Raw genomic sequence first — 12,363 nt, forward strand, 5'->3', positions numbered from 1 at the left:
GCGAACGGCTCACCCTCTGGCAGCGCGGCCGGGAGTTCGACGCCGATGCCGAGGACGTCGAGCGGGCCCGGCTGGCCGTCGCGGTGGTCGCCGCGTACGCGGACTCGGTGCGCCGGGCCGGCACGCCGATGGCCGCCGACGAGGAGCGGCTGCTGCTCGACCAGGTGACCGCCGAGCTGGTCGGCCTGGGCCGGCTCCAGACGCTGCTGGTCGACGACACCATCGAGGAGGTGCACATCCTCGGCTGCGACCAGGTGCGGATCACCCGGCACGGCGGCGGCGTGGACTGGGCGGAACCGATCGCCGACAGCGACGACGAGCTGGTGGAGATCCTCCAGGCGGCGGCCCGCCGGGCCGGGGCGACGGAGCGCTCGCTCTCCACCTCCAAGCCGACACTCGACCTGCAACTGCCCGACGGCAGCCGGCTCGCCGCGGTGTTCCTGGTCAGCCACCGCCCGTACGCGGTCATCCGCAAGCACAACACGCTGGCGGTGAGCCTGGAGGACATCGCCGGTGGCCGGCCCGACCTGGACGAGATGATCGACCCGCTGCTGCGCGACTTCCTCCGCGCCGCCATGCGGGCCGGGCTGAACATCATGGTGGCCGGGCTGGCCGGGGCCGGGAAGACCACGGTCATCCGGGCGCTGATGGACGAGATCCCGGCCGACGAGCCGTACGTGCTGCTGGAGGAGAGCCGGGAGCTGCTGCCGGCCCGCCGCGGGCACAAGCACCGGGCGGTGATGAGCTTCGAGTCCCGGGAGGGGCACGGCGAGCGCGGGCTGGACGGCCGCCCGGCCGGTGAGGTCAGCATCGCCGACCTGATCCCGGTGTCGCTGCGGATGGGCGTGCTGCGGATCATCGTCGGCGAGGTGCGGTCCCGGGAGATCGTGCCGATGCTCCAGGCGATGACCACCAGCCGCGGGTCGATGTGCACCATCCATGCGCGTACCCCGGCCGGGGTGGGCGAACGGATCATCGAGTTGGCGCTCGCCCACGGCCGGGAGATGACGGTCGACCAGGCCCGCCGGATGGCCGGCAACGCGCTGGACCTGATCGTCTACGTCACGGTCGAGGACGAGACCGCGATCGGCGGCCGCAAGCACCGCTTCGTCTCGCACGTCGAGGAGGTCATCGGCGTCGGCGAGGGCAACCGGATCACCACCACCAGCGTCTTCGGGCCGGGCCCGGACGGCCGTGCGGTGCCCCGCCACCTCCCCGAGCGGATCCGTGACCAGCTGCTGCGGGTCGGCTACGACGCCCGGCTGCTGACCCGGTTCGTCGAGGCCGGCACGGGCGCCTGGCGGCGGCCCCGGCACACCCGCCTGGGGCGGCGTTCATGACCACCATCGAGCTGATCGCGCTGGTCTCCGGGGCGGCATGCGTGGCCGGGCTGGTGCTGGCGGTGGTCGCGCTCGTCGGCACCCGCCGGCCGGCCGGGTCGGCGCCGGGCGCCGGGCCGGGGCTGAGCCGGCTCTGGACCGGCTCCGGGGCCAGCCGGCAGGAGCAGCGCCGCTACCAGGTGCTGCTCGGCGCGGCCGTGGTGGTCGGCGCGCTGGCGTTCCTGCTCACCGGGCTGCCGGTGGTCGGCCTGCTGGTGGCGCTTGCGGTGCCCGGGGTGCCGTGGCTCTTCGCGGTGGGCCGGGCCGAGCAACGGGCCATCGCCCGGATCGAGGCGGTCGGCGAGTGGACCCGGCGGCTCAAGGACATCTCCGGCACCGGGCAGGGCCTCCAGCAGGCCATCATCGGCACCATCGCCACCGCGCCGGAGGAGATCCAGGAGGAGGTACGCACCCTGGCGGCCCGCCTCCAGGCCGGCTGGCTGGCGAGGTCCGCCCTGCTGGCCTTCGCCGACGAGATCGCCGACCCGGTCTGCGACCAGGTGGTGGCGGCGCTGATCCTGCACCTCACCGACCGGGGCGAGCGCCTCGGCGACGTGCTCGGGTCGATCGCCACCGCCGCCTCGGCCGAGGTGGCCACCCGGCGGGAGGTCGAGGCGAAGCGGACGCAGCCCCGGTTCGCGGTCCGCTTCCTCACCGGGATGACCCTGGCCACGCTCGCGTACGGGCTGGTCAACAGCGACTACGTCCGGCCCTACGGGACGGTCTTCGGGCAGCTGGTGATGGCGGTGCTCGGGACGGCCTTCGTCGGGCTGCTGGTCTGGGTGCGCTCGATGAGCCAGCCGCGGAGGCCGGCGCGCTTCCTGCCGGCGCCCGACCCCGAGGAGGCGATCGCGTGATCGTGAACTGGCAGCTGGCCGTGGCGGTGCTGGGCGGGGCGGCCGTCGGGCTGGGGCTGTTCCTGGTGGTCCGCGAGGCGCTGCCGGCCACCCCGGCGCTCGGCCCGGCGCTGCGTCGGCTGCACCAACCGCCCGGCCAGGCCCCGGTGGCCGGGAACGGGCCGGACTGGCTCGGCGGCGTCTCCCGCTGGCTGCGCCCGCCGCACCGGCAGCTCGCCCTGCTCGATCGGACCCCCGAGCAGTACGCGCTGTCGGTGCTGCTCTCCGCGCTGGTCGGGTTCGCCACACCGGCGGTGGCCTCGGCCGTGCTCTTCCTGGGCGGGGTGGCGCTGCCGCTGGTCGTGCCGGTGCTGGGCAGCCTGGGCCTGGCGCTGGTCGCCGGCCTGCTCGCGCACCGGGCGGTGCTGGCCAGGGCGGATGCCGCGCGGGACGAGTTCCGCCAGGCGGTCTGCACCTACCTGGACCTGGTGGCGTTGCAGCTCTCCGCGGCGCACGGCCCGGTGCAGTCGCTGGAACGCGCGGCGGCGGTCTGCGACGGCTGGGTCTTCGACCGGATCCGGGAGGCGCTGCGGATCGCCCAGCTCCAGATGCACTCCCCCTGGGACGAGCTCCAGGAGCTGGCCGACCGGATCGGCATCCCGGAGCTGGGCGACGTGGGCGCCATCATGCGCTCCTCCGGCAGCGAGGGCGCCCAGGTGCACGAGACCCTGCGCAGCCGCGCCGACTCGCTGCGGGACCAGATCCGGACCGACAACCTGGCCCGGGCCGAGGGGGTGACCAGCCGGCTGGACATCCCCGGCTCGCTGCTGGTCTTCGTCCTGCTCGGCTTCGCCCTCTACCCGTTCCTCGCCCGTCTGTGAACCCACCCCGAGAAGGAGAAGACCATGCACCTCTACGCCTACCTGTACGCCGCGGTGAGCAGCCGCCTGGCCGAGCTGCGGCGGGACGCCGAGCGGGGCGACAGCCCGGTGCCGACCGCGGTGATCATCTTCGGCCTGGTCGCGGTGGCCATGGCGGTCACCGGGCTCGCCCTGGCCAAGGCGAACAACTGGATGAACGCCATCCCCAACAACACGGCGCCGAAGGCCCCGTGATGCCCCGCCCCGCCCGTACGGACCGGAGCCGGCCGGCGCCCGCCGGCCGGCCCACCGGCCGGTGCGGCCCGGGGCGGATCACGACCGTCCTGCGGGGACGGCTCGCCGCGGGCGGGCCCGAACGGGGGGCCAACCCGGTCGAACTGGCGGTGGTGATGCCGGCGATCCTGGTGCTGCTCTTCGCCTCGATCCAGCTCGCCGTCTGGTTCGTCGCCCGCTCCACGGCCCTCAACGCGGCGCAGACCGGGGTGAACGCCCAGCGGGCGCTCGAGGCCCCGCCGGACGCGGGCCGGGACCGGGCGACCGGCTTCCTGCGTGCCGCCGGGGACTGGCTGGTCGACTGGCAGGACCCGGGGCCCATCTGCACGGCGACCGCCACCGAGGTCACCTGCACGGTCAGCGGACGCTCCCTGTCGGTGATCCCGGGGGTCGACTTCCCGGTCCGGCAGACCGCGCACGGCACCGCCGAACGCTGGACGACGGGGTGAGGCGGATGGCGCGCGACCGCGGTTCCGTCTCGATCGAGGTGGCGGTGCTGGCCCCCGCCTTCATCGGGTTGATGGTGCTGGCCGGGGTGGCCGGCCGGACGGCCGTCGCCGACGAGGCGGTGGAGTCGGCCGCGCACGACGCCGCCCGGGCCGCCTCGATCGCCCGCGACGCGGACACCGGCGAGGCCGACGCCACCGACGCGGCCGGCCGTCAGCTCGACTGGTCGGGCCTGCGCTGCACCGCCCCACCGGCGCTGGACTTCCGCGGTTCGGTGGGCGGCACGGCGACCAGCTTCGCGGCCGCGTACCGGAGCGCGCCCGGAGTGCCGGCGACGGTCACCGTCACGGTGACCTGCACCGTCTCCTTCGACGACCTGCGGGCACCCGGGCTGCCCGGGGTGCCGGGCGGCAAGACCGTCTCGGCGAGCTTCACCTCCCCGCTGGACACCTACCGGAGCCGCGGATGACCGGGCGGCGCGCGGCGGAGAGCGGCCGGGTGAGCCTCTTCCTGGCCGTGGCGATGACCGGCGTACTCGCGATCATCAGCCTGGCGTACGACGGCGCGGGGCAGCTCCGCTCGTTGCAGCGCGCCGACAACCTGGCCGCCGAGGCGGCCCGCAGCGGCGGCCAGATGATCGACCGGGCCCGGGCCATCGAGGGCGGCCCGAAGCAGATCGACGAGGTGGCCGCCCGGAGGGCCGTCGCGGACTACCTGAGCGCCGCCGGCGGGGTCCGCGACCACGACGTCAGCTTCCCGGTGGTCGCCGGCGAGCGGCAGATCCAGGTACGCGTCCGCATCACCTACCGCCGGGACCTGCTCGGTCTCTTCGGCTTCCAGAACACCGCCACCGTCACCGGTGAGGCCACCGCGCGGGCGCTCACCGGAGCCCCGTAGGAAGGGAAGGCAGCCATGGGTGCATCGCCACGCTCGGCCGTCCGGCGGGCCGGCCAGGTCCTCACCGGACTCGGCGCCCTCGTCGTGCTCTGCGCGGTGCTGGCCGGCGGGCCGGTCGCCCTCCTGGCCTTCGCCGGCAACCCCCTCCCCGACCACCTGCCCACCCTCGCCGAGGTGGGCACGGCGTTGACCAGCCGCGACGACGGGCAGCTCTTCCTGCGCGCGCTGGCCGTGGTGGGCTGGTTCGGCTGGGCCACGTTCGCCTTCTCCGTACTGGTGGAACTGCTCGCGGCGGCGCTGCGCCGACCGGCGCCCCGGCTGCCCGGGATGGGCCGCCAGCAGCGGGCCGCGGCCGCGCTGGTCGGCTCGGTGGCGCTGATCCTGGCCGCCAGCCCGGCCGCGGCGAGCGCCGCCACCCTGACCGCGCCGCAGCCGGTCGCCGCCGCGCCGGCGGTCGTCGCCCCACAGGCCGGCCCCGCGCTCGCCGCGCCGCCGGTCCGGGCCGCCTCGGTGACCACCGACCCGGCGGTGTACCGGGTGGCGAAGGGCGACTACCTGGGCGAGGTGGCCGAGCGCTACCTGGACGACTTCGACCGCTACCGCGAGGTGGCCCGGCTGAACCGGCTCGCCGATCCGGACCGGATCCGCCCGGGGCAACTGCTCAAGCTGCCCGAGGGGGCGGTGGACGCGGGTGCCCGCCGGCACGCCACCGGCCGGCTCGTGGTCACCCCGGCCAGCCCGTCCCGCCCGGCTCCCGGCTCGGTGGCGACGCCGGGCGGCGGTGGGTCCTCCGCGACGACGCCGAAGGGCAGGCCGTCCCCGCACCCGACCCGACGGGACACCACGCCCACCGTGGAGGCGCCGGTCGGGCAGTCGCCGGCCATGTCGGCAGGGGCCTCCCGGGCCACCCCCGAGGACGGGATCAACCGCCCGCTGGCCATCTCCGCGGTGCTGGCGGTGGCGAGCATCGTGGGTGCCCAGATCGGCGCGGTCCTCGGCCTGCGCCGCCGCCCGACACCCCGCACAACGGTCCGCGACCTGGTAGTGGGCCGCCACCGCAAGGGCTGAGAGCCGCAGCGGCCGATCTTGGACGGAATTGGCCCCCGGAGGGGCCGTTTCCGTCCAAGATCCAGCCCCGGTCAGGGGAGGCGGGCCTCCAGGCGGCCGTTGACCACCCGGGTGGGAAGGACGACCTGGTCGTTGCCGGACGGGCCGTGGACCACCTCGCCGCCGTTGAGGCGGAAGGTGCTGCCGTGCCAGGGGCAGACCACGCAGGCGTGGCCGTCGATCTCCTGCACCTCGCCCTCGCCGAGCGGGCCGCTCTGGTGCGGGCAGCGCTCCAGCATCACGGTGACGTCGTCGCCGTGCCGGTAGAGGATCACCGAGACGTCGTCGATCTCCCGGGTGACGAGCTGGCGCTGCGGCAGGCTCGACATGTCGCCGAGCGGGTGCCAGCCCTCGCTCACCAGGTGCAGCTCGGAGATGCTCTGGCTGACCTGCGCGCCCTGCTTGTACGCGAGGTGCCCACCCAGGTAGGCCCCGGTGCTCGCCGCCGACAGCCCCAGGTACGCCAGCGCCCGGCCCAGGTTGTGCCGCCCGTTCAGCCGGGCCGCCAGCGAGCCGGCGTAGAGGCTCAGGCCGATGGTGTTCGCGGCGGCGTGCACGAGGCCGATCCGGCGCTGGTCGCGGGAGAGGGCGGCCCAGTCGTTGAGCCCGGCCACCGCCGCGGGCAGCGCGCTGACCGTACCGACCCCGACCAGTGCGGTCGCCGCCCGGCGCTGGCCGGGCATCAGGTCCACGATGGCGGCCGAGATCCAGGCGCCGACCGGCACCTGGACCATCGCCGGGTGCAGCGGGTGCCCCAGCCAGACGCCGTGCAGGAAGTCCCGGACCCGCTGGGGACGCAGGGTGCCCTGGACGGCCCGCTGCAGTCGGTCGCCGACCCGGTCGAGCCGGGAGTTCTGCTCGATTTTCGTCAGTAGTTCGCGCACGTGGTCCGACTTCCCGGCAGGAGACGTCCCAAACCGGGCGACGACGACGGATCACCCCATCGGGTGGTTCACGCCTGCGGATACCCGGTCTCGGCGAGGTCCTCAGCGAGGTCCGGTAGGGCCAGCTCCGGGTTCAACCGCCGGACCAGTTCCTCGGTGAGCGGACGCGACGCGAGGATAGCCGCGACCGCGTCACCGTCCACGGTCGTTTCGTAGTAGTCCTCGGCGAAGCGCCGGTACGCCGCTGGTGTGCCGTCCACGAGCAGGGAGAACAGTCGACCGGCGCCGTCCGGGTCGGGGCCGTCGGGCAGATCGGGGTCACCTGCGTGCCACCGGTCGTCGCCGGTGCGCCGCCAGAGGCAGACCGTCGCCTCCAGCACGCCCTCGTAGCTGAACGCCGGCTCGGTCAGGCAGGCGGCGAAGATTTCGGGCACCCCGTCGACCAGGCCGGGCCACAGCTCGTGATCGTTGGCCGCCGGGCTCATCGGCGACTCGTGGTCGAAGCCCCGGACGAATGCGCCGGCCGAGGAGAAGACGATGGACCACTCGTCGCCGGACCCGTTACGCATGGAAGCCATCTCCTCGCCCGGTCCCCAGTGCGCGTCGTAGGAGTAGTAGCGCGATTCCCACTCCGGACTCATGATCGCCTCCAGCACGGCCAGCGCCCGGCAGCGGTTCTGCAGCGTCGGGATGTCCGGGAGCGCCCCTGCCACCTCATGAGCTGTCACCCGGACATCCAACCCGACGCGTCTGTCACCTCCGCCAGCGGTCGGTATGTATGGCGGCGGCCAGCGGTCGGGGCGTACGCCAGCCGTGCCGGACCAGGTCGGGGACGGTCTGGAGGTGGCTGACCGGACCCAGGCAGAGCCAGGCCACCGGGCGGATCCCGTCGGGGATGCCGAGCAGGTCGGCCAGGAACGGTTCCCGGTAGAAGGAGACCCAGCCGACCCCGAGCCCCTCCGCCGTGGCGGCCAGCCAGAGGTTCTGGATCGCCAGGCAGACCGAGTAGAGGCCGGCGTCGGCGATGGCGTGCCGGCCGAGCACCGCCGGCCCGCCCCGCTGCGGGTCGTACGTGACCACGACCGACAGCGTCGACTCCAGCACTCCGTCGATCTTGATGCGGGCGAACCGCTCGGCCGCCGCACCGTCCAGCGTGGCGGCGAAGGTGTCCCGCTCGACCTGGACGTGGGCGTGGAACCGGCGCCGGGTCTCCGGGTCGCGGACCAGGACGAAGTCCCAGGGCTGCGAGTTGCCGACGCTCGGCGCGGCATGCGCGGCGGTGAGGATCCGGTCCAGGACGCCGTCCGGCACCGGCTCCCCGGTGAACTCGGCGCGTACGTCGCGACGGCGGTGGATGACGTCGTACAGGTCCACAGGCAGGCTCCCGCTGCACTCGGCCCACGGTCACGTGGGCGACTCAACGCGAGGCCGGTCTTCGGACTCCCGGATCGACGCCTGACCGTCCGCCTTCCCGGCCGTACGGCCAGTGGCTGCGCGTGACGCGCGTGGACGGGGACTCCCCGGTCACCGCGGCGGGCCCGTGCCGGATTTCCACCGGCTTCCCGATTCTCCCCGCGCACGCGGGGCACCTCACCTGATCGTTGCCGCCGCCGATGCTATCGAGGCGGAGCCGAGGTCAGGCGGGTGGGGCGAGTTCGCGCAGCACCTGGTTGAGCTGTTCGATGCGGTGCTCCGCCTCGGCGCGCAGCCGCTCGGCGAGCGCGTTCCAGTCCTGAGTGGTCGGCGCCTGCCCCGGCGGCAGCGCCGCGAGCGCCCGGCCCACCTCGGCCAGGGTGAGGCCGACCCGTTGGCACGCCTCGATCATCGCCAGGCGGCACATCACGTCACCGTGGTACCGGCGCTGGTTACCGGCCGTGCGGTCGCTGCTGAGGAGGCCCTGCGCCTCGTAGAACCGGATCGCGGACGCGGAGACGCCGCTGCGCTGCGCGACCTGACCGATCGTCAGGCCCGGCTCGTGCCAGTCGAAGGACGTGTCGTGCTTCACGCCCCGAGTATGCCCACCGGGAATTGACCTCAACAATTGTTGAGGTTTTACGGTCGGCTCCATCGGATCCACGACGATTCCCTGGAGGAGACCATGATCCTGGTGACCGGTGCGACGGGCAACGTCGGGCGGCGCGTGGTCGAGCGGCTGGCCGCCGCGGGTCACGACGTACGCGCCGTGACCCGCGACCCGAGCCGCGCGGAGCTGCCGGCGGGTGTGGAGGTGGTGGCCGCCGACCTGGCCGATCCGGAGACGATGCGCCCGCACCTGGACGGTGTCCGGGCCGTGTTCCTGATCTGGCCGTTCGTCGATTCCGCCACGACGGCGCGGCTCGCTCCGCGCGTCGCCGCCGTGCTCGCCGGTGCCGGGGCGCCGCGGGTCGTGTACGTGTCGGCCGCCTCCGCCGAGGCCGACCCGGGCTCATTCTGGGCCATGGTGGAACGCGCCGTCGTCGCGTCCGGGCTGCCCTGGACGATGCTGCGTCCCACCGGAATCGCCACGAACACGCTGGCCTGGGCCGAGTCGATCCGCGCCGAGGGCGTGGTGCGCTGGCCGTACGGCGCGGCGGCCCGTTCGATGGTCCACGAGGACGACATCGCGGCCGTGGCGGTCGAGGCGCTGACCACCGACCGGCACGACCGGCGGACCTACGTGCTCAGCGGCCCGCAGACGGTCACCCAGGCCGAGCAGGTGCGCATCATCGGTGCGGCGATCGGCCGCGACCTGCGCTGGCAGGAGGTGCCCGCCGAGGCCGTACGCCCCATGCTGGCCGTGGCGATGGGCAGCGCGACGTTCGCGGACGCCGCGCTGACCGGCTGGGCCGCGATGGCGGAGACTCCGGAACAGGTGACCGGCGACGTGGCGGCGGTACTCGGGCGACCCGCGCGGACGTTCGCCCACTGGGCCGCCGACCATGCGGCCGACTTCGCCTGAGCCCGCGTGAGGTGCGGCGCACGCCGCCGGGAAATCCCTCGCGGCCGGCACCGCCGCCGTCCATTGTTGTGCGGGTGTACGCACACGCCTCCCGTACCCCCTCGGCCGCACCGGCGGCCCGGCTCGTCGCGGCGCTGGGCCGGCCCGAGGCCGTGCCCCCGCCGCTGCTGATGCTGCTCGGCATGGTCTCCACCCAGGTCGGCGCGGCGGTGGCCAAGCAGCTCTTCACCACCACCAGCGCCGGGGGCACGACCACCCTCCGGCTCGGCCTCGGCGCGCTGGTCCTGCTCGCGGTCACCCGCCCGTCCCGCTGGCCCGGCTGGCGGACGGCCGGCGTGATCACGGCGTTCGGGGTGGCCATGGCCGCCATGAACCTCGCCTTCTACGCCGCCCTCCAGCGGGTGCCGCTCGGGGTGGCGGTCACCGTCGGCTTCGCCGGCCCGCTGGTCGTCTCGCTGCTGGGCAGCCGCCGCGTCGTCGACGTGCTCTGGGCGGTGCTGGCGGGCACGGGGGTGCTGCTCCTGGCCGGGCTGGGCGGCACCGGCGTCGACCCGTTCGGCCTGCTGCTCTGCGGGCTCATCGCGGTCGGCTGGGCCGGCTACGTGCTGCTCGGCAAGGCGATGGGCAACCACCTGCCGGGCACCCGGGGGCTGGCCCTGGGGATGGCGGTGGGCGCGGTCTGCGTACTCCCGTTCGGGCTGGCGTCCGGCGGCGCCGAGCTGCTCGACCTCCGGATCGTGGCGCTCGGGCTGGGGGTGGCGCTGCTGTCGTCGGTGCTGCCCTACTCGGCGGAGCTGGCCGCGCTGCGCCGAATGCCGGCGCGGGTCTTCGCGGTCCTGCTCAGCCTGGAGCCGGCGGTGGCCGCGGTGGTCGGCGCGCTGCTCCTGGGCGAGCTGCTGGCCTGGCCGCAGCTCGCCGGCGTGGCCTGCGTGGTGGGCGCGGCCCTCGGCGCCACCCTGGCCCGCCGCGCGCGGTAGCGGGTAGCTGGCGCGGCGGGCGCCGTCGCGGGCATGCTGAGCCGATGGGGGTACGCGTCGAGCACGCCGGGCCGGTGACCACGGTGATCCTGGACCGGCCGGAGGCCCGCAACGCCGTCGACGGCCCGACCGCCCGGGCCCTGGCCGACGCCTTCCGCGCCTTCGAGGCGGATCCGGACGCGGCGGTCGCCGTGCTCTGGGGCGCGGGCGGCACCTTCTGCGCGGGCGCCGACCTCAAGGCCATCGGCACGCCGCGCGGCAACCGGGTCGAACCCGAGGGCGACGGCCCGATGGGCCCGACCCGCATGCGCCTGTCCAAGCCGGTGCTCGCCGCGATCTCCGGTTACGCCGTGGCCGGCGGCCTGGAGCTGGCGCTCTGGTGCGACCTGCGGGTCGCCGAGTCGGATGCGACGCTCGGCGTGTTCTGCCGGCGCTGGGGCGTACCGCTGATCGACGGCGGCACGGTGCGGCTGCCCCGGCTGATCGGCGAGAGCCGGGCCATGGACCTGATCCTCACCGGCCGCCCGGTGCCCGCCGACGAGGCGTACGCGATGGGTCTCGTGAACCGGCTGGTCGCGCCGGGTGCGGCCCGGGCGGAGGCCGAGCGGCTGGCCGCCGAGATCGCCCGGCACCCGCAGACCTGCCTGCGCAACGACCGGGCGGCGATGCTGGCCAACGGCGGCCTGCCCGAGCCGGAGGCGATGGCCACCGAACTCGCCTTCGGCGTCGAGTCCCTGGTGGTGGACGGCGGGCACGGCGCCGCCCGGTTCACGGCCGGCGCCGGCCGGCACGGCGCCGTCCCGGAGGACGACGGCGTGCCTGGCCGGCGCGGAGGCTCGTCGGAGCGGCCTACTTGACGATCTTGGCGTTGGCCGGCCGCTCTACCGTGACCGGGGCACCGTAGTCGGAGAACAGAATGGTCACCCGGATGGTGGCCGGCGGGCCGATCTTGCCGTTCTTGTTCCAGACCAGGGTGAGTTCGTAGTCCAGCTTCGCGATGCGGTTCTGGGCGTCGAGCGTCACGTCGCCCACGACGGTCTCGCTCTCCAGGGGGGCGTCCGGCCCGTAGCCGGTGTCCTTTCCGGTGGGCTCGACGCGGAAGTGGTAGACCCGGTCCCCGGTCCTGGTGACCGTGGCGTCGGTCTTCTTCAGCACCTGGAACAGCCCGTCCTGCTCGGCCGAGGCGCTGAGGGCGCCGCCCACCGCCACGTCGAACGGCAGGAACTTCCGCTTGCCCCGGTACTGCTCCCAGTGGAGCTTCCGGTCGATACCCGCGTCGCCCACGAAGTAGACCCCGTCGACCAGCCGTTCCTCCATGAAGCCGGAGCCCTCGCTGTACGGCGTGTGCAGGTAGCCGCTGGCCGCCGCCGGGTCGAACGCACCGGTGATGGTCACGGCCTCGTGCGGGGCGATCCGGTTGACCTTCCGCATCGTGATCCGGTAGCTGGTGCTCTCGCTGGCGGCGAGGGCGGCGGTCAGTTCCATCCGCGGGGACGCGGCGGCCGGCGTGGTCGCCTCGGCGGAGACGGCCGGGCGGCCCGGTGCCGGCCCTTGAACCAGCGTGGCCGCGCCGAGCGCGCCGAGGGCGAGCACGGCGAGAGCGCCGCTGGCCAGGGTTCCGGCCCGGCGACGCCGGGCCCGGCGGCCCCGCGCCAGGAGCAGCCCGGCCGGGGCGGCCGAGTCCGGTTCGTCGTCCACCAGCGCGTGCAGCCGGTCCGCGAGTCGCTCGTCGAGATTCGTCATC

General features: G+C 74.7%; 16 protein-coding genes and 1 riboswitch. Of the genes, 11 read left to right on the forward strand and 5 right to left on the reverse strand.

The window, feature by feature from the left end; translation table 11 throughout:
• From ACW0Q9_RS05845 to ACW0Q9_RS05880, 8 genes are all read left to right on the forward strand, one after another.
• Window positions 1-1,340, forward strand: a 1,340-nt coding sequence (locus tag ACW0Q9_RS05845; RefSeq protein ID WP_456178902.1) for a CpaF family protein, incomplete at its 5' end; no start/stop codon positions are given.
• Complete coding sequence (locus ACW0Q9_RS05850; protein ID WP_456178947.1) at window positions 1,298-2,236, forward strand: type II secretion system F family protein; 939 nt, start codon at window positions 1,298-1,300, stop codon at window positions 2,234-2,236. The genes ACW0Q9_RS05845 and ACW0Q9_RS05850, both read left to right, overlap by 43 nt.
• Complete coding sequence (locus ACW0Q9_RS05855) at window positions 2,236-3,096, forward strand: type II secretion system F family protein (RefSeq protein ID WP_456178948.1); 861 nt, start codon at window positions 2,236-2,238, stop codon at window positions 3,094-3,096. Before ACW0Q9_RS05850 ends, ACW0Q9_RS05855 begins: the two co-directional genes overlap by 1 nt.
• 24 nt (window positions 3,097-3,120) lie before the next feature.
• Window positions 3,121-3,330 carry a hypothetical protein gene (locus tag ACW0Q9_RS05860; protein WP_456178903.1) on the forward strand — a complete coding sequence of 70 codons (210 nt, stop codon included), beginning with the start codon at window positions 3,121-3,123 and terminating at the stop codon, window positions 3,328-3,330.
• Complete coding sequence (locus tag ACW0Q9_RS05865) at window positions 3,330-3,818, forward strand: TadE family protein (RefSeq protein WP_456178904.1); 489 nt, start codon at window positions 3,330-3,332, stop codon at window positions 3,816-3,818. Before ACW0Q9_RS05860 ends, ACW0Q9_RS05865 begins: the two co-directional genes overlap by 1 nt.
• Before the next feature lie 5 nt (window positions 3,819-3,823).
• Window positions 3,824-4,285 carry a TadE/TadG family type IV pilus assembly protein gene (locus ACW0Q9_RS05870; RefSeq protein WP_456178905.1) on the forward strand — a complete coding sequence of 154 codons (462 nt, stop codon included), beginning with the start codon at window positions 3,824-3,826 and terminating at the stop codon, window positions 4,283-4,285.
• Window positions 4,282-4,713, forward strand: a complete 432-nt coding sequence (locus ACW0Q9_RS05875) for a hypothetical protein (protein ID WP_456178906.1) — start codon at window positions 4,282-4,284, stop codon at window positions 4,711-4,713. Before ACW0Q9_RS05870 ends, ACW0Q9_RS05875 begins: the two co-directional genes overlap by 4 nt.
• 15 nt (window positions 4,714-4,728) lie before the next feature.
• Complete coding sequence (locus ACW0Q9_RS05880; RefSeq protein WP_456178907.1) at window positions 4,729-5,781, forward strand: LysM peptidoglycan-binding domain-containing protein; 1,053 nt, start codon at window positions 4,729-4,731, stop codon at window positions 5,779-5,781.
• 71 nt (window positions 5,782-5,852) lie between these two features.
• On the opposite strand, the gene ACW0Q9_RS05885 is transcribed toward ACW0Q9_RS05880, so the two are convergent.
• The 4 genes from ACW0Q9_RS05885 to soxR all read right to left on the reverse strand — a co-directional run bounded on the left by ACW0Q9_RS05885 (window position 5,853) and on the right by soxR (window position 8,709).
• Entirely contained in the window at window positions 5,853-6,704 is an 852-nt protein-coding gene (locus tag ACW0Q9_RS05885) for a Rieske 2Fe-2S domain-containing protein (RefSeq protein ID WP_456178908.1), read from the reverse strand.
• Between the two features lie 68 nt (window positions 6,705-6,772).
• On the reverse strand, window positions 6,773-7,417 hold the full coding sequence (locus tag ACW0Q9_RS05890) for a hypothetical protein (protein WP_456178909.1): 645 nt from the start codon (window positions 7,415-7,417) through the stop codon (window positions 6,773-6,775).
• 40 nt (window positions 7,418-7,457) lie between these two features.
• Entirely contained in the window at window positions 7,458-8,078 is a 621-nt protein-coding gene (bluB, locus tag ACW0Q9_RS05895; RefSeq protein WP_456178910.1) for a 5,6-dimethylbenzimidazole synthase, read from the reverse strand.
• Between the two features lie 35 nt (window positions 8,079-8,113).
• Window positions 8,114-8,311, reverse strand: a riboswitch (cobalamin riboswitch).
• A 29-nt stretch (window positions 8,312-8,340) separates the two neighbouring features.
• A complete protein-coding gene (gene soxR, locus ACW0Q9_RS05900; RefSeq protein WP_456178911.1) occupies window positions 8,341-8,709 on the reverse strand; it encodes a redox-sensitive transcriptional activator SoxR in 369 nt (122 codons plus the stop codon).
• Between the two features lie 93 nt (window positions 8,710-8,802).
• Here soxR and ACW0Q9_RS05905 point away from each other — a divergent pair, with 93 nt between their 5' ends.
• From ACW0Q9_RS05905 to ACW0Q9_RS05915, 3 genes are all read left to right on the forward strand, one after another.
• Window positions 8,803-9,642, forward strand: coding sequence for an SDR family oxidoreductase (locus ACW0Q9_RS05905; RefSeq protein ID WP_456178912.1), 840 nt, complete (start codon window positions 8,803-8,805; stop codon window positions 9,640-9,642).
• Between the two features lie 74 nt (window positions 9,643-9,716).
• Window positions 9,717-10,619 (forward strand): EamA family transporter, encoded by a 903-nt coding sequence (locus ACW0Q9_RS05910; RefSeq protein ID WP_456178913.1) that lies wholly within the window; start codon window positions 9,717-9,719, stop codon window positions 10,617-10,619.
• Window positions 10,620-10,663: 44 nt separating this feature from the next.
• Window positions 10,664-11,476: a crotonase/enoyl-CoA hydratase family protein gene (locus tag ACW0Q9_RS05915; RefSeq protein ID WP_456178914.1), complete on the forward strand. Its 813-nt coding sequence runs from the start codon at window positions 10,664-10,666 to the stop codon at window positions 11,474-11,476.
• Here the strand turns inward: ACW0Q9_RS05915 and ACW0Q9_RS05920 are convergent.
• A complete protein-coding gene (locus tag ACW0Q9_RS05920) occupies window positions 11,469-12,362 on the reverse strand; it encodes a hypothetical protein (RefSeq protein ID WP_456178915.1) in 894 nt (297 codons plus the stop codon). The genes ACW0Q9_RS05915 and ACW0Q9_RS05920 overlap by 8 nt on opposite strands.
• Window position 12,363: the final 1 nt, after the last annotated feature.

The organism is Micromonospora sp. I033 (assembly GCF_053890995.1).